20 protein-coding genes are annotated in these 19,768 nt (G+C 70.5%); 8 read left to right on the plus strand and 12 right to left on the minus strand.

The window, feature by feature from the left end; all coding sequences use genetic code 11:
- Positions 1-46: 46 nt before the first annotated feature.
- Entirely contained in the window at positions 47-436 is a 390-nt protein-coding gene (locus ACIBJH_RS11575; RefSeq protein ID WP_399116643.1) for a RidA family protein, read from the plus strand.
- A 25-nt stretch (positions 437-461) separates the two neighbouring features.
- A complete protein-coding gene (locus ACIBJH_RS11580; RefSeq protein ID WP_399116644.1) occupies positions 462-812 on the plus strand; it encodes a YrdB family protein in 351 nt (116 codons plus the stop codon).
- A 21-nt stretch (positions 813-833) separates the two neighbouring features.
- Here the strand turns inward: ACIBJH_RS11580 and ACIBJH_RS11585 are convergent, their stop codons facing one another.
- Positions 834-1,409, minus strand: coding sequence for a TetR/AcrR family transcriptional regulator (locus ACIBJH_RS11585; protein WP_399116645.1), 576 nt, complete (start codon positions 1,407-1,409; stop codon positions 834-836).
- Positions 1,410-1,531: 122 nt separating this feature from the next.
- On the opposite strand from ACIBJH_RS11585, the gene ACIBJH_RS11590 reads away from it, so the two are divergent.
- Positions 1,532-3,964: a beta-glucosidase gene (locus tag ACIBJH_RS11590; RefSeq protein WP_399116646.1), complete on the plus strand. Its 2,433-nt coding sequence runs from the start codon at positions 1,532-1,534 to the stop codon at positions 3,962-3,964.
- Between the two features lie 90 nt (positions 3,965-4,054).
- Here the strand turns inward: ACIBJH_RS11590 and ACIBJH_RS11595 are convergent, their stop codons facing one another.
- Together ACIBJH_RS11595 and ACIBJH_RS11600 are read right to left on the minus strand one after the other, a co-directional pair.
- Positions 4,055-5,026, minus strand: a complete 972-nt coding sequence (locus tag ACIBJH_RS11595) for an aldose epimerase family protein (protein ID WP_399116647.1) — start codon at positions 5,024-5,026, stop codon at positions 4,055-4,057.
- A gap of 10 nt (positions 5,027-5,036) precedes the next feature.
- Positions 5,037-5,942, minus strand: coding sequence for an SGNH/GDSL hydrolase family protein (locus ACIBJH_RS11600; RefSeq protein ID WP_399116649.1), 906 nt, complete (start codon positions 5,940-5,942; stop codon positions 5,037-5,039).
- 248 nt (positions 5,943-6,190) lie between these two features.
- On the opposite strand from ACIBJH_RS11600, the gene ACIBJH_RS11605 reads away from it, so the two are divergent.
- A complete protein-coding gene (locus ACIBJH_RS11605) occupies positions 6,191-6,685 on the plus strand; it encodes a DUF3145 domain-containing protein (RefSeq protein WP_026178291.1) in 495 nt (164 codons plus the stop codon).
- 69 nt (positions 6,686-6,754) lie between these two features.
- On the opposite strand, the gene fabF is transcribed toward ACIBJH_RS11605, so the two are convergent.
- The 5 genes from fabF to fasR form a co-directional block, all read right to left on the minus strand.
- The gene (gene fabF, locus ACIBJH_RS11610; RefSeq protein WP_399116650.1) at positions 6,755-8,026 is read right to left on the minus strand and encodes a beta-ketoacyl-ACP synthase II; all 1,272 of its coding nucleotides are present in this window, start codon (positions 8,024-8,026) and stop codon (positions 6,755-6,757) included.
- Between the two features lie 115 nt (positions 8,027-8,141).
- The gene (locus ACIBJH_RS11615; RefSeq protein WP_019067091.1) at positions 8,142-8,390 is read right to left on the minus strand and encodes an acyl carrier protein; all 249 of its coding nucleotides are present in this window, start codon (positions 8,388-8,390) and stop codon (positions 8,142-8,144) included.
- A gap of 82 nt (positions 8,391-8,472) precedes the next feature.
- A complete protein-coding gene (locus ACIBJH_RS11620) occupies positions 8,473-9,471 on the minus strand; it encodes a ketoacyl-ACP synthase III (protein WP_200715294.1) in 999 nt (332 codons plus the stop codon).
- 17 nt (positions 9,472-9,488) lie between these two features.
- Positions 9,489-10,433, minus strand: coding sequence for an ACP S-malonyltransferase (locus ACIBJH_RS11625; RefSeq protein WP_399116651.1), 945 nt, complete (start codon positions 10,431-10,433; stop codon positions 9,489-9,491).
- An 89-nt stretch (positions 10,434-10,522) separates the two neighbouring features.
- Positions 10,523-11,728, minus strand: a complete 1,206-nt coding sequence (fasR, locus tag ACIBJH_RS11630; protein WP_399116652.1) for a fatty acid biosynthesis transcriptional regulator FasR — start codon at positions 11,726-11,728, stop codon at positions 10,523-10,525.
- Positions 11,729-12,049: 321 nt separating this feature from the next.
- Between fasR and ACIBJH_RS11635 the strand changes: the two genes are divergently transcribed.
- Complete coding sequence (locus tag ACIBJH_RS11635) at positions 12,050-12,700, plus strand: pirin family protein (protein ID WP_399116653.1); 651 nt, start codon at positions 12,050-12,052, stop codon at positions 12,698-12,700.
- On the opposite strand, the gene ACIBJH_RS11640 is transcribed toward ACIBJH_RS11635, so the two are convergent.
- On the minus strand, positions 12,697-13,512 hold the full coding sequence (locus ACIBJH_RS11640) for a serine hydrolase domain-containing protein (RefSeq protein WP_399116654.1): 816 nt from the start codon (positions 13,510-13,512) through the stop codon (positions 12,697-12,699). The two genes, ACIBJH_RS11635 and ACIBJH_RS11640, sit on opposite strands and share 4 nt — an antisense overlap.
- A 95-nt stretch (positions 13,513-13,607) precedes the next feature.
- Between ACIBJH_RS11640 and ACIBJH_RS11645 the strand changes: the two genes are divergently transcribed.
- Both ACIBJH_RS11645 and ACIBJH_RS11650 read left to right on the plus strand, forming a co-directional pair.
- Positions 13,608-14,069: a MerR family transcriptional regulator gene (locus tag ACIBJH_RS11645; RefSeq protein WP_399116655.1), complete on the plus strand. Its 462-nt coding sequence runs from the start codon at positions 13,608-13,610 to the stop codon at positions 14,067-14,069.
- Positions 14,066-15,082 (plus strand): aldo/keto reductase, encoded by a 1,017-nt coding sequence (locus ACIBJH_RS11650; RefSeq protein WP_399116656.1) that lies wholly within the window; start codon positions 14,066-14,068, stop codon positions 15,080-15,082. The genes ACIBJH_RS11645 and ACIBJH_RS11650 overlap by 4 nt, the downstream gene beginning before the upstream one ends.
- A gap of 70 nt (positions 15,083-15,152) precedes the next feature.
- Here the strand turns inward: ACIBJH_RS11650 and ACIBJH_RS11655 are convergent, their stop codons facing one another.
- The 3 genes from ACIBJH_RS11655 to ACIBJH_RS11665 form a co-directional block, all read right to left on the minus strand.
- Positions 15,153-16,001: a DUF4429 domain-containing protein gene (locus ACIBJH_RS11655; protein ID WP_399116929.1), complete on the minus strand. Its 849-nt coding sequence runs from the start codon at positions 15,999-16,001 to the stop codon at positions 15,153-15,155.
- A 58-nt stretch (positions 16,002-16,059) separates the two neighbouring features.
- Positions 16,060-17,289: an alpha/beta hydrolase gene (locus ACIBJH_RS11660; protein ID WP_399116657.1), complete on the minus strand. Its 1,230-nt coding sequence runs from the start codon at positions 17,287-17,289 to the stop codon at positions 16,060-16,062.
- 83 nt (positions 17,290-17,372) lie between these two features.
- Complete coding sequence (locus ACIBJH_RS11665) at positions 17,373-18,008, minus strand: TetR family transcriptional regulator (protein WP_399116658.1); 636 nt, start codon at positions 18,006-18,008, stop codon at positions 17,373-17,375.
- Between the two features lie 83 nt (positions 18,009-18,091).
- Between ACIBJH_RS11665 and ACIBJH_RS11670 the strand changes: the two genes are divergently transcribed.
- Entirely contained in the window at positions 18,092-19,711 is a 1,620-nt protein-coding gene (locus tag ACIBJH_RS11670; RefSeq protein WP_399116659.1) for an MFS transporter, read from the plus strand.
- Positions 19,712-19,768 lie beyond the last annotated feature (57 nt).

The following is a 19,768-nucleotide window of genomic DNA, read 5'->3' on the forward strand; positions in this document are numbered from 1 at the left end:
AGACATTCGCTTGTCGCACCGTGGGGCCGGACCTAGCGTCGACCTCATGCGTATCACCCTGGACAACCCCGCCTCCGCGCCCCGGCCCCTGAGCCCCTACTACTCCCAGGTCGCCCGGGTCGAACAGGCCGACGGGAGTGCCCTGTTGTTCCTCTCCGGCCAGATCGCGGAGGGCGCCACCCTCGCCGAGCAGAGCCGAGGCGTCTTCGAAACCATCGCCGCCCTCCTCGAAGCACACGGTGCGACCCTCGCCGACGTCATCAACATCCGCACCTACCTGACCGACATCAGCAGGCTCGTCGAATACGGCGCCGTACGAAGGGAGTTCTTCACCGGGACCCCGCCCACCAGCATGACCTTCGAGGTGCCGCGGCTGTTCCGGGCCGAGGCGCTGGTCGAGGTCGAAGTCGTGGCCGCCGTGGCCGGGACGGAGTGATCCGTTCCGGGGGATACTGCCGCTCATGACGGCAGTGAAGACCGCGAAGGCAGCGAACCTCGGTGTCCTCTTCGCCATCGAGCTCGGTGCCCTTGTCGCCGTCGCCTACTGGGGGTTCACCCGGGACCTCGCCACCCCGCTGACCTGGCTGCTCGGCCTTGGCGCGCCCGTTGTGCTCGCCGTGGTGTGGGGACTGTGCGGTTCACCCAAGGCCAGGTACAAGACGCGCGGCGCCGGTCGGGTCGCGTTCGAAGTGGTGTGGTTCGGGGCGGGGGTCGCCGCGCTGGTTCTCGCCGGGGCCTACGACTGGGCGCTCGTCTTCGCCCTCGTGTGCGCGGCGAGCAAGACGCTCGCCGTCATCTGGCGGCAGACGTAGGGGAGTTGGGCCGGGCCGGGGTCACGTCTCGCCCAGCAGGGTCAGGAAGTCGCGGAACGCCCCGGGCATGTCCACCGACTCCGGGTCCAGCAGCCACTGGTACTGCAGGCCGTCCATCACCGCGACCAGGAGCGGGGCCGTGCGCTCGGGGGTGAGGCCGTTCGGCAGGGTGTCGCCGTACTCGGCGCGCAGTACCCCCGCCATGCTCGCCCGCACCCTTGCGTACCGCGCGGTGAAGTAGTCCCGCGCCGGGTGCCCCTCCGTGACGCTCTCGCCGAGGAGTGCGGAGAAGGTCTGGATGATCGCCGGCCGCATCGCGTTGTACTCGACGAGGGACGCGAGCAGGTCGATTCGCCAGCGGCTGTCCGGGACCGCGTCCCACTGGTCGCGTTCCTCCAGGACGGCGACCAGCAGCGCGTCCTTCGTGGGGAAGTAGTGCAGCAGGCCCTGCTGGGTCAGGCCGACCCGTTCCGCCACCGCCGCCAGGCTCGCGCCCCGGTAGCCGCGCTCGGCGATCACCTCCAGCGCCGCCCGCACGATCTCGGCGCGCCGTTCCGCACTCTTGGCCCTGGCGTTCATTTCGTCACCGTACGACATTCGCCGATGGTGAATATAACGGCAAGGTTACGAAACCTACCGATCTACAGGTAATCGATGCACGATGGAGGCGCAGGGCACAGCGCACAGGACGGACCCGGACTCAACGAGGAGGCGCCGCGGTGGCGGATACCCATGAAGCGCGTGAAGCAGTCGTCGAAGCGGCCCTCGGCGCACTCGACCTCGACGCCAAGGCCCGGCTGCTGGCCGGTCAGGACATGTGGTCGCTGCCCGCGCTCCCGGAGATCGGCCTGGCGTCCCTCGTGATGTCCGACGGCCCGATCGGCGTCCGGGGGCGGCACTGGACCGCCGACGACCCCTCCGTCGCGCTGCCGTCACCCACCGCCCTCGCCGCCGCCTGGGACCCCGAACTCGCCCGCCGCGCCGGTGTGCTGCTCGCCCAGGAAGCCCGCCGCAAGGGCGTCCATGTGCTGCTCGCGCCCACTGTCAACCTGCACCGGTCCCCGCTCGGCGGACGGCACTTCGAGGCGTACAGCGAGGACCCGTACCTCACCGGGCGGATCGGCTCCGGGTATGTGGCGGGCGTTCAGGCGGGTGGCGTGGGCACCACCGTCAAGCACTTCGTCGCCAACGACGCCGAGACCGACCGCTTCACGGTCGACAACCTCATCTCCCAACGCGCGCTGCGCGAGCTGTACTTGGCGCCCTTCGAGCTCATCGTCGAGCAGGCCCGACCCTGGGGCGTCATGACCGCCTACAACACGGTCAACGGCACGACGATGACCGAACACCGCCAACTGGTGAACGAGATCCTGCGCGGCGAATGGGGCTTCGACGGCTTCAACGTCTCCGACTGGACGGCCGCCCGCTCCACCGTCGGTGCGATCGAGGGTGGTCTCGATGTCGCCATGCCCGGCCCGAAGACCGTCTACGGCGAGGCCCTCGCCCGGGCCGTGCGTGACGGCGAGGTCGCCGAGGCCACGGTCGACGCGGCCGTACGGAACGTGCTGCGGCTCGCCGCCCGCGTCGGCATCCTGGCCGGCGCCGAACCCGTCGTCGCCGAGGCCCGACTCCCGTCCCCCGTCGACGGCGAGGCGCTCGCCCGCGAGATCGCCCGTCGCTCCTTCGTCCTCGTGCGGAACCAGGACAACGCCCTTCCGCTGAAGCCGAACACGACCGTCGCGCTCATCGGCGCCGCCGCCCGCGACGCCCGCGTCCTCGGCGGCGGCTCCGCCACCGTCTTCCCGGCCCGGATCGTCTCCCCGCTCGACGGTCTCACCGCCGCCCTCCCCGAGGGCGCCCTGAGCTACGCCGTCGGCGCCGACCCGAACACCGAACTCGCCGTCGCCGAGCAGGGGTTCACGCTGCGCGCGATCTGCCGGGACGCGGCGGGCCAGGTCCTCGCGACCGTCGCCCTGCCCAACGGGCAGATCAAGTGGGTGGGTTCGGACCTTCCCGACGGCGTCACCCACGACACCCTCCACACCGTCGAACTCACCGGCACCTTCACCCCGCGCGCCACCGGACAACACACCTTCGGCATCAAGGGAATCGGCGCGTTCACCCTCACCGTCGACGGCACGACGTACTACGACGACGTCCAACGCCCGGCCAAGGACGACCCGTTCATCTCCTTCTTCGGCGCCCCCGAACCCCGGGCCCTCGTCGAACTCACCGCCGACGCGCCCGTCGAGGTGTCCCTGGCGTACACCGTCGCCCGTCCAGTGGGTATCCCCCTCCGGGTCGTCGGCTTCGCGCTCGCCCATCAGGAACCGCAGCGCGACCCCGACGAACTGATCGCCGAGGCCGTCGCGGCGGCCCGCGCCGCCGACACCGCCGTCGTCGTGGTCGCCACCACCGAGCGGGTCGAGTCGGAGGGCTACGACCGCACGGACCTCCAACTCCCCGGCCGCCAGGACGACTTGGTGCACGCCGTCGCCGCCGCGAACCCGAACACCGTCGTGATCGTCAACTCCGGCTCGCCGGTCGAACTGCCCTGGCGCGAGGAGGTCGCCGCCGTCCTGCTCGGCTGGTTCCCCGGCCAGGAGGCCGGTGCCGCCCTCGCCGACGTCCTCACCGGCGCCCACGAACCCGGCGGCCGGCTCCCCACCACCTGGGGGTCGCTGGCCGATGCCCCGGTCAGCCAGGTGGTCCCGGAGAACGGCGAACTCCCTTATACCGAGGGCGTGTTCATCGGCTATCGGGCCTGGGAGAAGGCGGGCCGCATCCCGTCGTACCCCTTCGGGCACGGCCTCGGCTACACCGACTGGACCTACGACGACATCAAGGCCGACGGTTCGTCCGTCACCGTCCGGGTCACCAACTCCGGTGCCCGGTACGGGCGGGAGGTCGTCCAGGTCTATCTGGCCCCGGCCGAGCCCGATCCCGAGCGCCCGGCCCGCTGGCTGGCCGGATTCGCCGGGGTCGAGGCCGGGCCCGGCGAGAGCGTCGAGGTGCGGGTCGAACTCCCGCGCCGATCTTTCGAGATCTGGGATGAGACCGCGAACGGGTGGGCAGTTGTAAAGGGTTCGTACGAGATCCAGGCGGGCCGCTCGATCACGGACCGCAGGGTCGCCACGACCATTAACGTCTGACCCGGGACTCGTCTCCCCACAGACAGCCCCGGTCCGGGACCTGACCCCTGGACCGGGGCTCATTTCATGCCCGCGTCACCACCACCACGGTCAGCGGGTCGAGAAGCCGTACACCGTCTCCGAGCGGTAGGTCCCGCCCGGGCGCAGTTCCGTGCTCGGGTACTCGGGGCGGTTCGGGGAGTCCGGGAAGTGCTGGGTCTCCAGGGCGATTCCGGCGCCCGGGGTGAACGGGTCGCTCAGATGGTCACCGGTGTAGAGCTGGATGCCGGGCTCGGTCGTCGCGATCGTCAGGACACGGCCGGACGCCGGGTCGTGCAGCTCGGCGATCTCTACGGGGGCCGGGGTCAGGCCTTTGTCGAGCGCGAAGTTGTGGTCGTAGCCCGTGCCGACCTTGCGCGACTCGCGGAAGTCGAAGCGGGTGCCGGTGACGTCGTCGAGCGGGCCGGTCGGGATCAGGTCGGCGTCGACGGGGGTGAACCGCGAGGCGGCGAGCCGCAGTTCGTGCCCGGCCGGGCTGCCGGCGCCGCTCAGGTCGAAGTAGCTGTGGTTCGTGAGGTTCACGACGGTCGGCGCGTCCGTCGTCGCCTCGTAGGCGATGCGCAGCGCGCCCGACGCGTCGAGTGTGTAGGTCGCCGAGACGTCCAGGCGGCCGGGGAAGCCCTCCTCGCCGCGCCCGCTGACCCGGCTCAGCCGCAGCCCGTGCTCGACCGGCTCGACGTCCCACACCCGCTTGTCGAAACCGCGCTCGCCGCCGTGCAGGGAGTTGGGCGCGTTGTTCTGCGCGAGGGAGTAGGTCACGCCGTCCAGCGGGAAACGGCCGCCCGCGATCCGGTTCGCGTACCGGCCGACCAGCGCGCCGAGATACGGCTCAGGGTGGGCGAGGTAGCCGTCCAGGTCCGCGAACCCCAGCACCACGTCCGCCGTGTGCCCCGCCCGGTCCGGCACCTCCACCGACTGCACGATCCCGCCGTACGACAGCACCCGCACCCGTACGCCCGCCCGCTCCAGGGTCCAGCGGTGCACGGGAGTGCCGTCGGGAAGGGTGCCGAAAAGTTCGCTCATGAGGGAAACCCTAGGTCACGGGTTCGGCCGCGGTGATCCGCCGGTAGGCCATCGCGGCGAGCTGTGCCTGGCCGTCCTTGCTCGGATGGAACCAGTCCCAGTGGCTCAACTGGTCCGTGCCGAAGCGGTAGTCGTAGACCGCGTTGTCGTCGAAGCGGCAGCGGTCGTCCGTCGCGCACACCTGCTCCAGGACCTTGTTGTACGCCTCCACCCGGTCCTGCACCGTGTCGCGCCGCTCGGTCGCCGCCGAGTCCAGGGCGTCCGCGTCGGCCAGCATCGAGGGGCAGATGCCGAGCTTCCACACCGCCTTGCCCAGCGGGTTGGTCCGACCCTCCGACCAGAGCCGCTTGAGATTCGGCACGCTCGCGACGTAGACCTGCGTCTTCGGCAGCGCCCGGCGCAGGGACTTGAGGGAGTCCTCGAACTCGGTGCGGAAGTCGGCGACCGAGGTCATCGCCGAGGTCGAGGCGCGGCAGGCGTCGTTGGCCCCGACCATCACCGTGACCAACTGCGGCTTGCGGGCGACCGCCTGGGTGATCTGGGCGGACAGGTCGGCCATCCGCGCGCCGGTCTCCGCGTAGTTCCAACTCCGCTCGGCCGCCCCGGTCTTGCCCAGCAGCCGTACGGCCAGACTGTCGACCGAGGCTTCGGTGCCCGTCGCCCAGGACACCTCGGGGCAGTCCGACAGGACCGTACAGGCGTCGAAACCACGGGTGATGGAGTCGCCGACCGCGGCGACCGAGGACGGGCTGCGGTCCCAGAGCGGGGTGGGGGAGGGCTTCGCCTTGGCCGCCGTACCGCTCTTGCTGTGGGTGCCGGAGGACGCGCCTCCGCCCGAGTCGCAGCCGGCCGCGCCCAGTACGGCAGCTGTCATGAGGGCGAGCGCGGCCCGTGAACGACGACGTCGCATGCGCATGTTGAGACCCATCCCCTCCATAACGGTCTCAACCCATAACAACGCGCCATGGTTCCCGTCGCCGCCCGATGCAACGGCTCACCCCCGTACAAGCGTCCCCCTGGGTGAATGGCGGGGTTTCCTGGCACCTGGAGGGACGGTACGTCACACTCCGCGCGCCGCCGCACGGTAGCCTCGCCCTCAACGTGGCTGCCCCGCCACCGCCGTTTGCCAGTCAGCAAGATGCCCCGCTCTGTCCGGAGGTCCCGGTGACGACACGTGGAGTTCTGTACGTGCACTCCGCGCCGCGCGCGCTGTGCCCGCACGTCGAGTGGGCCGTCGCCGGGGTGCTCGGCACACGCGTCAGCCTCGACTGGATCCGACAGCCCGCCGCGCCCGGAACCTGGCGCTCCGAATTCTCCTGGCAGGCGGAGGCGGGCACGGCGTCCAAGCTGGCGTCCGCGCTGCGCGGTTGGCACCTCCTCCGCTTCGAGGTCACCGCCGAGCCCTGCCCCACCGCCGAGGGCGAGCGCTACAGCTGCACCCCCGACCTCGGCATCTTCCACGCCGTCACCGGCATCCACGGCGACATCCTCATCCCGGAGGACCGCCTGCGCGCGGCCCTGACCCGCTCCCAACAGGGCGAGACCAACCTGGAAGCGGACATCGCCAAGCTGCTCGGCAAGCCCTGGGACGACGAGTTGGAGCCGTTCAGGTACGCGGGCGAGGGTGCGCCGGTGCGTTGGCTGCACCAGGTGGTCTGACGTTTCGTTCCGTACACGCCGAGGGCCCCCACCGGTTGGTGGGGGCCCTCGGCGTCGTACAGGAAGTTCTCAGACCGTACGGAACGCCAGCACCACGTTGTGCCCACCGAACCCGAACGAGTCGTTCAGCGCGGCGATACGCCCCTCGACCGGCAGCTTGCGGGCCTCCCCGCGGACGACATCCGCGTTGGCCTCCGCCTCCGGGTCGAGGTTGTCGACGTTGATGGTCGGCGGGGCGATGCGGTTGTAGAGCGCGAGGACGGTCGCGACCGACTCCACACCGCCCGCGCCACCCAGCAGGTGACCGGTCATCGACTTGGTCGCCGAGACCGCCATGTGGTCGGCGTCGTCGCCGAACACCTTGCGCAGCGCCTTCAGTTCGGCCACGTCACCGGCCGGCGTCGAGGTCGCGTGCGCGTTCACGTGCACGATCTCCGCCGGGTCCAGGTCGGTGTTGTCGAGCAGGTGCTTCAGGGCCTGCGAGATACCACGGCCCTCCGGCTCCGGCTGCACGATGTCGTGGCCGTCGGCGGAGATGCCCTGCCCGACCGCCTCCGCGTACACCCGGGCACCGCGCTGTGCCGCGTGCTCGGCGGACTCCAGGACCAGGACACCGGCGCCCTCGCCGAGGACGAAGCCGTCGCGGGCGGTGTCGTAGGGACGCGAGGCGCCCTGCGGGTCGTCGTTGTTCTTGGACATCGCCATCATGTTGCCGAACGCGGCGATGGGCAGCGGGTGGATGGCCGCCTCCGTGCCACCCGCGACGACGACGTCGGCGCGGCCGGTGCGGATCATCTCGATGGCGTAGCCGATGGCCTCGGCGCCGGACGCGCACGCGGAGACCGGCGTGTGCACGCCCGCGCGGGCGCCCACGAGCAGACCCACGTTGGCGGACGGGCCGTTCGGCATCAGCATGGGGACGGTGTGCGGGGAGACGCGGCGGACGCCCTTCTCCTTGAGCACGTCGTACTGGTCGAGGAGGGTCGTCACACCGCCGATGCCGGAGGCGATGACGGTGCCCAGGCGGTCGGGGTCGACGGCGGGATCCTCGCCGGCCTTGTCGGTGAAGCCGGCGTCGGCCCACGCCTCCTTGGCCGCGATCAGCGCGAACTGCGCCGAGCGGTCCAGGCGGCGGGCCTGCGGACGCGGGATCACCTCGGAGGGGTCCACGGCGGCCGGCGCGGCGATACGGACCGCCTGCTCGGCGGCCCACTCCTGCTCCAGGGCCTTCACGCCGGACTTGCCGGCGATCAGACCTTCCCAGGTCGAGGCTGCGTCGCCACCCAGCGGTGTGGTTGCGCCGATACCGGTGACGACCACGGTGCGATTGGTCGGGCTCACGGGAATTCTTTCTCCAACGGTACGAGGATTAAGCGGCGCCACCGCCGGGTGGCGGGGCCATGCAGCTGGGCCTAGGGGGTGGCTCGGGCCTGGTGGTCCGGGCCTAAGGGGTGGCTCAGCCCTGGTTCTTGAGGATGTAGTCGGTCGCGTCGCCGACAGTCTTGAGGTTCTTGACGTCCTCGTCGGGGATCTTGACGTCGAAGCGCTCTTCGGCGGCGACGACGACCTCGACCATGGACAGCGAGTCGACGTCCAGGTCGTCGGTGAAGGACTTGTCCAGCTGGACGTCCTCAACCGGGATGCCGGCGATCTCGTTCACGATGTCGGCGAGACCGGCGACGATCTCTTCCTGAGTGGCGGCCATGTCAGGCGCTCCTTCTTTGTGATCCAGAGGGTGTGGCGGTGCTTTCCGAAGCCGGATCCGATGATGATCCGGCACGGAGTGCCTAGGGGAGGGTAACGACCGTCGCGGCGTACACGAGACCCGCCCCGAAGCCGATGACGAGCGCGGTGTCGCCGCTCTTCGCCTCGCCGGTCGCCAGAAGCCGCTCCATAGCGAGCGGAATCGAGGCGGCCGAGGTGTTGCCGGTGGTGCGTACGTCACGGGCGACCGTGACGTGCTCCGGCAGTTTCAGCGTCTTCACCATCGAGTCGATGATCCGCTCGTTGGCCTGGTGGGGAATGAAGACATCCAGGTCGTCCGGGGTGATCCCGGCCGCGTCCAGCGCCTGCTGGGCGACCTTCGCCATCTCGAACACGGCCCAGCGGAACACCGCCTGGCCCTCCTGCGTGATCGCAGGGAACTTGCCCGTGGAGTCGTACTCGTTCCACGGCACGGTCTGCTTGATGGTGTCGGACTTGTCGCCCTCCGAACCCCACACGGTCGGGCCGATCGCGGGCTCCTTGGAGGGGCCCACCACGACCGCGCCCGCCCCGTCGCCGAACAGGAAGGCCGTCGCACGGTCCTCCAGGTCGGTCAGGTCGGACAGCCGCTCCACGCCGATGACGAGGACGTACTCCGCGCTGCCCTCGACGACCATGCCCTTGGCGAGGGTGAGGCCGTAGCCGAAGCCCGCGCAGCCCGCCGAGATGTCGAACGCGGCGGCCTTGTTCGTGCCCAGCTTGTCGGCGATCTCCGTCGCCACGGCCGGGGTCTGCTTGAAGTGCGAGACCGTCGACACGATCACGCCGCCGATCTGCTCGGCGGTGATCCCCGCGTCGGCGATCGCCTTGCCGGACGCCTCGACGGACATCGCGGCGACGGTCTCCTCGTCGTTCGCCCAGTGCCGGGTCTCGATACCGGAACGCGAGCGGATCCACTCGTCGGAGGAGTCGATCGTCTCCAGGATCACCTCGTTCGGGACGACCCGGACCGGACGGTAGCCGCCCACGCCGAGAATGCGCGCGTACGGTGCGCCCTTGCTCGGCTTGATCTTCGTCGACATTTCCTACGGCTCCTTCTTCAGGCGTTGGCGCCCGCTGCGTCAGCAGCAGAATCGGGCGCAGCGGCGATGAGCTCGCGGGCCGCGTCGAGGTCGTCAGGGGTCTTCAGGGCCAGCGTCCTCACGCCGGGCAGGGCGCGCTTGGCGAGGCCGGTCAGGGTGCCGCCGGGGCACACCTCCAGGAGCGCGGTGACGCCCAGCTCCTTGAAGGTCTCCATGCACAGATCCCAGCGGACCGGGTTGGCGACCTGTCCGACGAGACGGTCAAGCACCTCGGTGCCGGTGGCGACCGCCTTGCCGTCCTTGTTCGAGATGTACGTCAACTTCGGGTCGGCGGGCGTCAGTTCACGCGCGGCCTCGGCGAGCGCGTCGACCGCAGGGGCCATGTGCTCGGTGTGGAACGCGCCGGCCACCTTCAGCGGCACGACCCGGCGCACGCCCTCGGGCTTGTCGGCCTCCAGGGCGGCGATCTGCTCCAGCGTGCCGGCGGCCACGATCTGGCCCGCGCCGTTCACATTGGCCGGGGTCAGGCCCAGCTTCTCCAGGTGCGCGACGGTCGTGTCGTGGTCCCCGCCGAGCAGCGCGGCCATCCCGGTCGCGGTGATCGCGGCGGCCTCGGCCATCGCCAGACCACGCTTGCGTACGAGGGTCAGGGCGTCCGTGTCGTCGAGGACACCGGCGAGGACGGCGGCGGTGATCTCGCCGACGCTGTGACCGGCGACGGCACCCGGGGACACCTCGCCGAGCGCGGTCGCGGAGACCAGCCCGGCGGCGACCAGCAGCGGCTGGGCGACGGCGGTGTCGCGGATCTCGTCCGCGTCGGCCTTCGTGCCGTAGTGCACCAGATCGAGACCGATGGCGGCCGAGAGGGCACGCAGACGGTCCTCGACACCGGGGAGGTCGAGCCAGGGGGTCAGGAAGCCGGGCGTCTGGGCGCCCTGGCCGGGAGCGACGAGTACGAGCACTCTCACACTCTCTCTTGGGGACGGGCACGGCCGCCCGTGGGGACAGGGACGAAGAACACGAGGGGGTTTTGTGGGGCCCCGACAAAAACCTAGGTCTGGAGATCTCCATCGGCCAGACGCCCCAGGATCAGCGCGATCCGCAGCGTGAACGCGGAACGTACATCGGACGGCGACCAGCCGGTGACGTCAGTCACACGTCGAAGCCGGTAGCGCACGGTGTTGGGATGGACGAACAGCATGCGCGCCGCACCTTCGAGACTACTCGCCTGCTCCAGATAGACGCTGAGCGTCTCCAGGAGCGCGGACCCGGCCTCCTCCAGTGGTCTGTAGATCTCCTCCACCAACTGGTCGCGCGCACTGGGGTCACCGGCCATCGCGCGTTCCGGAAGCAGGTCGTCCGCCAGTACCGGACGCGGTGCGTCCTGCCAGGCGGAGCAGGCCTTGAGCCCGGCCGCGGCGGCCTGCGCGGACCGGGTCGCGGCGAGGAGATCGGGCACGACGGGGCCGGCGACGACCGGTCCGGCCGCATACGGGCCGATCAGGGACTTGGCGACCGCGAGGGGGTTGTCGCTGCCGCCCGCGATGACGACCAGCCGGTCTCCGAGCACTCCGGTCAGCACCTGGAGCTTGGCGTGCCGGGCGGCGCGGCGGATCGCCTCGACGGTGAGTTCGCTGTCGCCGTCGGGCGCGGTGCCCAGGACCACGCACACGTGCTCGGGCGAGTTCCACCCGAGCGCGGCGGCCCGGGAGACGGCTCCTTCGTCGGCCTCGCCACTCAGCACCGCGTTCACGACCAGCGACTCCAGCCGCGCGTCCCACGCACCGCGCGCCTCGGCGGCCTGCGCGTACACCTGCGCGGTCGCGAAGGCGATCTCCCGGGCGTACACGAGCAACGCCTCGCGGAGGATGGATTCGTCGCCCGGTGCCGCCACCTCGTCGATGGCCGACTCCATGACCTCGATCGTCGTACGCACCATCTCCACGGTCTGGCGGAGCGTGATGGCCCGGGTCAGCTCGCGGGGCGCCGTACCGAAGACGTCGGTGGAGATGGCCTGCGGGGCGTCGGGATGCCGGAACCACTCGGTGAACGCGGCGATACCGGCCTGCGCGACCAGCCCGATCCAGGAACGGTTCTCCGGTGGCATCGCCCGGTACCACGGCAGCGACTCGTCCATGCGCGCGATGGCCTGGGCGGCGAGACTCCCGGACGACTGCTCCAGCCGCTTGAGGGTCGCCGGGTGCGAGTGGGCGCGGGGGAGGGGGCCTGCGGGTTTGGTGGTTTCGGGTTCGGGCACGGAACAAGACTGCCTTATCCGGTGTGGCTTGGTTGCCTGCGGGGCGGCTGGCCGGTGTTTGGTAGGCGGCGCGTAGGTGGGCCGGTGTTTGGTAGGCGCCGTCGCGCGCACCTCTTTTGGTTCGGTCGCCTTCGGGGCGCTGGGTGCCGGTGTCGAGAGGCCCACCGTGCTCGGCGCTGCGCGCCTCCGCGCTCCCCCAGAGGGGGGACCCCCCCAGCCTCTCGACACCGGCGCGCCCCTACGGCTCCCTCTCGGCCGGCGCGTGGGGACAGCGCAAGTGGGTGGGCCCTTGCCGTGGGCGGTACTACCGTGGTGGGTGTGATGGACGTACGGCGTGCAGTCGAGCGGTACTCAGGGGGTGACCCGCAGGCCGGGATCCAGTCTTGGCACGCCTTCTCCTTCGGGCCGCACTACGACCCCGACAACCTTCGGTTCGGCGCCGTCATCGCCTGCAACGAGGAGCGGCTCGCCCCCGGCGCCGGGTTCGGCGAACACCCCCACAGCCATACCGAGATCATCACCTGGGTCGTGGAAGGGGAGTTGAGCCACCGCGACTCCACCGGCCACCTAACCCGCGTCCGGCCCGGTGATGTGCAGCGCCTCAGTTCGGCTGCCGGGGTGCGGCACGTCGAGCGCAACGACAGCGACTCGCCCCTGACCTTCGTGCAGATGTGGCTCGCCCCGCTGGAGCCGGGCGGCGAGCCGTCGTACGAGATCGTCCACGGCATCGCGGACTCGACTCCGTATGCGGTGCCGGAGGCGGGGGCGATGCTGCACGTGCGCCGTCTTACGCCCGGCGAGCGGACGGCCGTACCGGACGCGGTGCATGTGTACGTTCATGTGGTGCGCGGTGAAGTGAGCCTGGGCGGCGAGAAGTTGGGGCCGGGGGATGCCGCTCGGATCACGGACGCGCGGGATCTGGCGGTGGAGGCGGCGACCGGAGCCGAGCTGCTGATGTGGGAGATGCTCTAGAGCTCCGCGAGCACCGCGTCCGTGAACGGCGGCCATGCCTCCACCGCCCACGGGCCGAACGCGCGGTCCGTCAGTGCCACGCAGGCCGCGCCCGCCGCCGGGTCCACCCACAGGAACGTGCCGGACTGGCCGAAGTGGCCGAAGGTGCGTGGGGACGATGAACTGCCGGTCCAGTGGGGGGACTTGGAGTCGCGGATCTCGAAGCCCAGGCCCCAGTCGTTGGGGTTCTGGTGGCCGTAGCCCGGCAGGACGCCCTTGGTGCCCGGGTATTGGACCGTCATCGCCTCGGCGACCGTGCGGGGGTCGAGGAGGCGGGGGGCCTGGAGTTCGGCGGCGAAGAGGAGGAGGTCGGCGACCGTCGAGACGCCGTCCTTCGCCGGGGAGCCGTTCAGGGAGGTCGAGTTCATGGCCAGGGGGGCCAGGACCGCCTGGTGCAGGTACTCCGCGAACTCGATCTCCGTCGCCTTCGCGATGTGGTCGCCGAGTTGCTCGAAGCCCGCGTTCGAGTAGAGGCGGCGCTGTCCGGGGGGTGCCGTCACGCGGTGTTCGTCGAAGGCCAGGCCCGAGGTGTGGGCCAGGAGATGGCGGACGGTGGAGCCGGGCGGGCCCGCCGGTTCGTCCAGTTCGATGGCGCCCTCCTCGTATGCGACGAGGGCGGCGTACGCCGCGAGCGGCTTGGTGACCGAGGCGAGCGGGAAGGGGTGGGTGGTCGGGCCGTGGGTCCCGAGGACGGTTCCGTCGGCTCGTACGACGCCTGCCGCCGCGGTCGGTACCGGCCAGTTCTCGATCAGCGCGAGGTTGTGCAAGGGCATGCCGTCGAGCCTAAGCGCTCGGTCTCGGGCGTCCTGCCGATTTCTTACCGGTTCCGCTTGCTTCGAGTGCACTCCAAGGCCATAGCGTGGAGGTCATGACGGTGATGGAGACCACGGGTACCAGGACCGACAGCTGCGCGGGCCCGCCCCAGGCGGAGCGGCGCCCCGACGGCGCGGACAGCTACACGATCAGCGAGGTCGTCGCCTTCACCGGCCTGACGGCACACACCCTGCGCTGGTACGAGCGCATCGGGCTGATGCAGCACATCGACCGCTCGCACACCGGCCAGCGCCGCTACAGCAACCGCGACCTCGACTGGCTCGACCTCGTCGGCAAGCTCCGCCTGACCGGCATGCCGGTCGCCGACATGGTCCGCTACGCAGAGCTGGTGCGCGAGGGCGACCACACCTACGGCGACCGCTTCGAACTCCTCGAAGCCACCCGCCGGGACGTCCTCGCCAGGATCGAGGAACTGCGCGACACCCTCGCCGTACTCGACCGGAAGATCGCCTTCTACGGCGAGGCCCACGCCTACGAGAAGGAGAAGGCAGGATGACCGACACCACGATCCCGACCGCACGGCTCGGTGCGGACGGCCCCGAGGTCGGCGTCCAGGGTCTCGGCTGCATGGGCATGAGCTTCGCCTACGGTCCCCCCGACGCGAAGGAGTCGCTGGCCACCCTGGACCGGGCGCTGGAGCTGGGCGTGACCTTCTACGACACGGCCGACGTGTACGGGGTCGGAGAGAACGAGCGGTTCCTGTCGCCGTTCTTCACGGCGCACCGCGACGAGGTCGTCGTCGCCACCAAGTTCGCCATGTCGATCCCGGCCGGTGAGCCCACCCGGCGGGTCATCCGCAACGACCGGCCCTACATCCGCCAGGCCGTCGAGGCGAGCCTGCGGCGTCTTGGCATCGATGTCATCGACCTCTACTACATGCACCGCCGCGACCCGGCCGTCCCCATCGAGGAGACCGTCGGCGCGATGGCGGAGCTGGTGCGCGAGGGCAAGGTCAGGAACCTCGGGCTGAGCGAGGTCACGGGAGCGGAGCTGCGCGCCGCGCACACCGTGCACCCGATCGCCGCCGTGCAGTCGGAGTGGTCGTTGTTCAGCCGGGACGTCGAGATCAGCCTGGTCGGTGCGGCCGTCGAGCTGGGCTCGGCCGTCGTGCCGTACTCGCCGCTCGGCCGTGGCTTCCTCACCGGCTCGTTCGCCAGCGCCGAACAGGACCTGACGGAGGGCGACTTCCGCCGCCACCAGCCCCGCTTCACCGGCGAGAACGCGGCGGCCAACGCGACCCTCCTGGACCCCATCCGCACGGTCGCCGCCGCCCACGACGCCTCCCTCGGCCAGATCGCCCTGGCCTGGGTACAGCAGCGCGCCCAGGTCCATGGCCTCCCCGTGATCCCGATCCCCGGTACGACGAAGCGCAGGCGGGTGGAGGAGAACACGGCGGCGACGCGGATCGTCCTGACCGACGACCAGTTGAGCCTGCTGGAGCCGATCGCGGGCAAGGTGGCGGGGGACCGCTACGCGGACATGACCTTCGCATCAACGAGCAGGGAGTAGAAACTTCTTGGGCTGCAGCGCCCCTTTAGGGGCGCGGGGAACTGCGCGACCAGCCCCCACCGGCCCGCAGCTAAAGCTCAGCCAGCAGCTCCGCTTTCTTCACGCTGAACTCCTCATCCGTCACCAGCCCCGCCGCATGCAACTCCCCAAGATGCCGAATCCGCTCGGCAATATCGGCGGGGTCACGCCGAGCCGCCGGGATCACAGCAGTAGGACGCGCGGAGCGCACCGCGGCAAGGACCGCTGCCGCGAACGGCAGAGACTCGTGCACCGGCCCGTATCCCAGCCCGAACACCACGGCCGCCGGATCCTGATCCACCGGCACAGGCGGCGCAGCCCCCCGCAGCAGCCGTAGATGACCCTCGAAGACCTCGGGGGAGCGCCACTCGACGCCGTTGAGGTCGGTGACCGGGAAGCTCTGGTCGCCGGCCTTCCACTTGGCCGACGACGCGCCGGTCCAGAACCAGCGGAAGGAGACCGTCTTGCCGTCGAAGGTCGCCTTCCCGTCGTACGCCTTGAAGCGCAGCGGCACTTCGGGGGCGGCCACCAGGAAGCGTTCGGCCGGGCCGCGGTCGCGCTTCAGCTGGGCGCGCAGTTCGTCGGCGTAGTACTCGGCGAGGGTCTCGCGTTCGGCGGGCAGGACGAGTTGGTAGGGGTCGCTGCTCTCTTTGAGCTGGCCGGCGGCCGCTTCCATGAGGGGGTCGGCGCCGGCGCGCGGTACGAGGCGCAGGACGACCGTGCCGCGCTTGCCGGGGGCGAGGGTCACCGTCTCCATCGCCTCGAAGGGGATCCGGCGTTCACCGAGTGCCTGGAAGAGCTTGGGGGTTCGAATGCCCCGCTCGTAGCGGATGCGCACGAAGTCGGACTCGAACTCCCAAGCGGCATGAAATCCGGCCAGTACGTCACCCATGCGGCTCATCGTAGGTGGCACACACTCCTCCGTCCCATCCCCGCGCAGACCGCAGTTCCTGCTGTTTCTACGCGCGTCCGGCCGCCGGGGCGTCGGGCAGACCCTGTCGGCAGGTGTCGGTGTCGTGCGCGCACGACACCGCGTCGTACGCGCCCACGCCGATGTCGGCGAAATTGGCGAGGCTGTCGGTGCCCGACGCGAAGTAGCCGGTGTGACCCTTGGCGTCCTTCGCGGCCAGCACTCGCGCGCCGAAGGCCCTGGACACCGGGTCCTCGCCGTGGCCGAGACCGCCGACCTCCATGTACGGCACGTCCTGGATCCAGTCGTCGGCGTCCCGCATCGCCCACACCCGGGCGAGGGTGTGCAGGTGGGCGGCGTTCGAGGCGCGCATGCCGGGGCTGCCGGCCACCGCGATGTCGGTCACCCGGGTAGGCAGTTCGTGCGCGGCGACCCCGCACACCACCGAGCCGTAGCTGTGGCAGAAGAGAGCGATCTGCGAGGTGCCGGGCAGGGCGCGCAGCAGTGCGTTCAGTCGTACGGCGCCTGCCTCGGCGCGGCCCGCGGTGGCCGAGTCGATGCCCAGGCCGCCGGGCGCGGTGTAGTCGGCCCAGGCGATGACGGCCGTGCGCGTGCCGGTGTCGGTCGCGGACTTCGCCGTGTTCTCGGCGGCGTACAGGTTCTGCGCCATGCCGACGGGGGCCGAGTAGCTCTTGTTGGTCTTCTGGAAGGTCAGCAGGTCGGTGTCGACACCGGGGACGATGATCGACACGCGCTGCGCGGTGTCCAGGTCGCCGAAGACCTCGGCGATCCGGCCCGAGCCTCCGGGGTCGAAGGCCAGGATGTGGCGGTTCCCGCTCATCAGCGCCTCGAAGCGGTGCATGAGGCGGCCCGCCTCCTGCTTGCCGTAGGGCGTGAGGCGGCTGTCGTGCATGCGCTTCTTCTCGACCTTGCGGGCCTGGTCGAGGGCGATGTGGTTGGCGCGGTAGCGCAGCTGGACCGGGGCGCCGTTCATGTTGCCGACCGCGAGCGGGTAGCGGTGCGCGAGGCGGGTGCGCTGCTGTGCGGTGAGCGAGGTGAAGAAGCGGGCCAGCCGGGTCGGGGAGGCGTCCGGGTCGGGCAGCTCTCGCCCGTTCATATGGCCGTGCTCCCATGCGGAGAGGGAGGCCTGGAGCGCCGTTTTCCCGGGATGGCTGCGCACCGCGGTCCAGCCGGTGGTCGCCAGCATCACGAACACCACGGCCAGCGCGAGCAGCGCGCGCCAGGCGTTCAGCGTGGGGGAGGAGTCGAAGGAAGTCACTGGGAGGACACACTAGGAGAACGAGAGGGTCTCGCGTTAACCGAGTGACGGGGATCACGTTTCAGCGGTACGTGATGAGGAACTCAGTACGACTCGCTCGTGCGCCAGTTCCCCGCGAGCGCCGGGCCCACCCCGTCGAGGTACGCGGCCGTCAACTCCCGCATCGCCTCGATGCTGAGGTCGTCCCCCGCGATCCACATCCGCTCCACCACCCGCATCACCCCGCCGAACACCGCGACCACCAGCCGCGGCCGGGGGTCGGTGTCCATCGCCAGCCCCTCGCGTGCGGCGATGATCTGCGCGAGTTCCTCCTCCAGCTCCATCGAGCGCCGCAGATGCGCGGCCAGCAGTCCCGGCGTCGACTCGATGACCCGGTAGGTGCGCATGTGCAGTTCCAGCGGTACGACCTGCTGGATCGCCTCGTTGATGGTGTCCCAGCTCTCCAGGACGGCCCGGCGCAGCGCCTCCAGCGGGGCCTCGTGCGGCGGGCGGGCGCGGACGGCCTCGACGAAGTGCGTCTCGGTGAGCCGGGGCACGAAGAAGGCGGCCTCCTCCTTGCTCGCGAAGTAGCGGAAGAAGGTGCGCTGCGAGACGTCGACGGCCTCGGCGATCTCGTCGACGGTGGTCTGTTCGTAGCCCTTGGCCGTGAACAGTTCGAGGGCGGCACGCAGCAGCGCGTCCCGCGTGCGGGCCTTCTTGCGCTCGCGCAATGTCTCCATGCCGTTCTCCTCGCGATTGTTGACAGCCGCCGACATCTGAACCTGTTTGTCAACTGTCAGCGGCTGACACTAGCCTCGAACGCATGACTAGTCAGACCACCATCAGCGCGACGGGGCCGGGGGACAAGGCGCCGGCCGCCCCGTCCGAACCGACGCCCACCACGGGGCTGCGCGGCCACCCGTGGTTCACCCTCATAACCGTCGCCGTCGGCGTCATGATGGTGGCCCTCGACGGCACCATCGTCGCCATCGCCAACCCGGCCATCCAGAAGGACCTCGGCGCCAGCTTCGCCGACGTCCAGTGGATCACCAACGGCTACTTCCTCGCCCTCGCGGTCTCCCTCATCACCGCCGGCAAGCTCGGCGACCGCTTCGGCCACCGCCAGACCTTCCTGATCGGCGTCAGCGGCTTCGCCCTCGCGTCCGGCGCCATCGGCCTCTCCCACAGCATCGCGTTCGTCGTCACCTTCCGCGTGCTCCAGGGCCTGTTCGGCGCCCTGCTGATGCCGGCCGCGCTCGGCCTGCTGCGGGCCACCTTCCCGGCCGAGAAGCTCAACATGGCCATCGGCCTGTGGGGCATGGTCATCGGCGCCTCCACCGCGGGCGGCCCGATCCTCGGCGGCGTCCTCGTCGAGCACGTCAACTGGCAGTCGGTGTTCTTCATCAACGTCCCGGTCGGCGCCATCGCGCTCGTCCTCGGCCTGCTGATCCTGCGCGACCACCGCGCGGAGAACGCCCCGCGCTCCTTCGACATCCTCGGCATCGTGCTGCTCTCCGGCGCGATGTTCTGCCTGGTCTGGGCCCTCATCAAGGCCCCCGCCTGGGGCTGGGGCGCCGGTACGACCTGGGCGTTCCTCGCCGCGTCCGTCCTGGGCTTCGCCCTGTTCGCGTTCTGGGAGCAGAAGGTCGCTGAACCCCTCATCCCGCTGGGCCTGTTCCGCTCGATCCCGCTGTCCGCGGGCGTGGTGCTGATGGTCCTGATGGCGATCGCCTTCATGGGCGGCCTGTTCTTCGTGACGTTCTATCTGCAGAACGTGCACGGTATGAGCCCCATCGACGCCGGTCTCCACCTCCTCCCACTCACCGGGATGATGATCGTCGGCTCCCCGCTGGCCGGCGCCGCGATCACCAAGCTCGGCCCGCGCATCCCGCTGGCCGGCGGCATGGCCGCCACCGCCATCGCCATGTACGGCATGTCCACCCTGGAGTCGGACACCGGCAGCGCGGTCATGTCGATCTGGTTCGCCCTGCTGGGCCTCGGCCTCGCCCCGGTGATGGTCGGCGCCACCGAGGTCATCGTGGGCAACGCGCCCATGGAACTCTCCGGTGTCGCCGGCGGTCTCCAGCAGGCCGCGATGCAGATCGGCGGCAGCCTCGGTACGGCCGTCCTCGGCGCCGTCATGGCCTCCCGCGTCGACAGCGACCTGCCCGGCACCTGGGCGGACGCGGGCCTGCCCAAGCTCACCCAGCCGCAACTGGACGCGACCGCCGAAGCGGTCCAGGTCGGAGTCGCCCCGATCGCCCCGGGCACCCCGGCGGCGGTCGCCGCGAAGATCACGCAGGTCGCCCACGACACCTTCATCTCCGGCATGAGCCTGGCCTGCCTGGTCGCGGCCGGAGTGGCGGTCGTCGCGGTGTTCGTCGCCCTGCTGACCAAGCGCGGCGAGAACGCGGAGGCGGGCGCGGGAGCGGCCCACATCTAACCCTTTTCCAGGGCGAGTTCGCCTATCAGGGTGACTGCGCTAAAGATTCCTGGCGCT

The sequence above is a fragment of the Streptomyces sp. NPDC050548 genome (assembly GCF_044457385.1).
GTDB lineage: Bacteria > Actinomycetota > Actinomycetes > Streptomycetales > Streptomycetaceae > Streptomyces.

Coding starts and splice junctions, on each gene's coding strand:
- ACIBJH_RS11615 (WP_019067091.1), bottom strand. CDS start 8,390: ATGGCCGCCACTCAGGAAGAGATCGTCGCCGGTCTCGCCGACATCGTG.
- ACIBJH_RS11585 (WP_399116645.1), bottom strand. CDS start 1,409: ATGTCGTACGGTGACGAAATGAACGCCAGGGCCAAGAGTGCGGAACGG.
- ACIBJH_RS11640 (WP_399116654.1), bottom strand. CDS start 13,512: ATGCCCTTGCACAACCTCGCGCTGATCGAGAACTGGCCGGTACCGACC.
- ACIBJH_RS11620 (WP_200715294.1), bottom strand. CDS start 9,471: ATGTCGACGAAGATCAAGCCGAGCAAGGGCGCACCGTACGCGCGCATT.
- ACIBJH_RS11650 (WP_399116656.1), top strand. CDS start 14,066: ATGACCGACACCACGATCCCGACCGCACGGCTCGGTGCGGACGGCCCC.
- ACIBJH_RS11655 (WP_399116929.1), bottom strand. CDS start 16,001: ATGAGCCGCATGGGTGACGTACTGGCCGGATTTCATGCCGCTTGGGAG.
- ACIBJH_RS11575 (WP_399116643.1), top strand. CDS start 47: ATGCGTATCACCCTGGACAACCCCGCCTCCGCGCCCCGGCCCCTGAGC.
- ACIBJH_RS11645 (WP_399116655.1), top strand. CDS start 13,608: ATGACGGTGATGGAGACCACGGGTACCAGGACCGACAGCTGCGCGGGC.
- ACIBJH_RS11635 (WP_399116653.1), top strand. CDS start 12,050: ATGGACGTACGGCGTGCAGTCGAGCGGTACTCAGGGGGTGACCCGCAG.
- ACIBJH_RS11600 (WP_399116649.1), bottom strand. CDS start 5,942: ATGCGCATGCGACGTCGTCGTTCACGGGCCGCGCTCGCCCTCATGACA.
- ACIBJH_RS11595 (WP_399116647.1), bottom strand. CDS start 5,026: ATGAGCGAACTTTTCGGCACCCTTCCCGACGGCACTCCCGTGCACCGC.
- ACIBJH_RS11580 (WP_399116644.1), top strand. CDS start 462: ATGACGGCAGTGAAGACCGCGAAGGCAGCGAACCTCGGTGTCCTCTTC.
- ACIBJH_RS11670 (WP_399116659.1), top strand. CDS start 18,092: ATGACTAGTCAGACCACCATCAGCGCGACGGGGCCGGGGGACAAGGCG.
- ACIBJH_RS11665 (WP_399116658.1), bottom strand. CDS start 18,008: ATGGAGACATTGCGCGAGCGCAAGAAGGCCCGCACGCGGGACGCGCTG.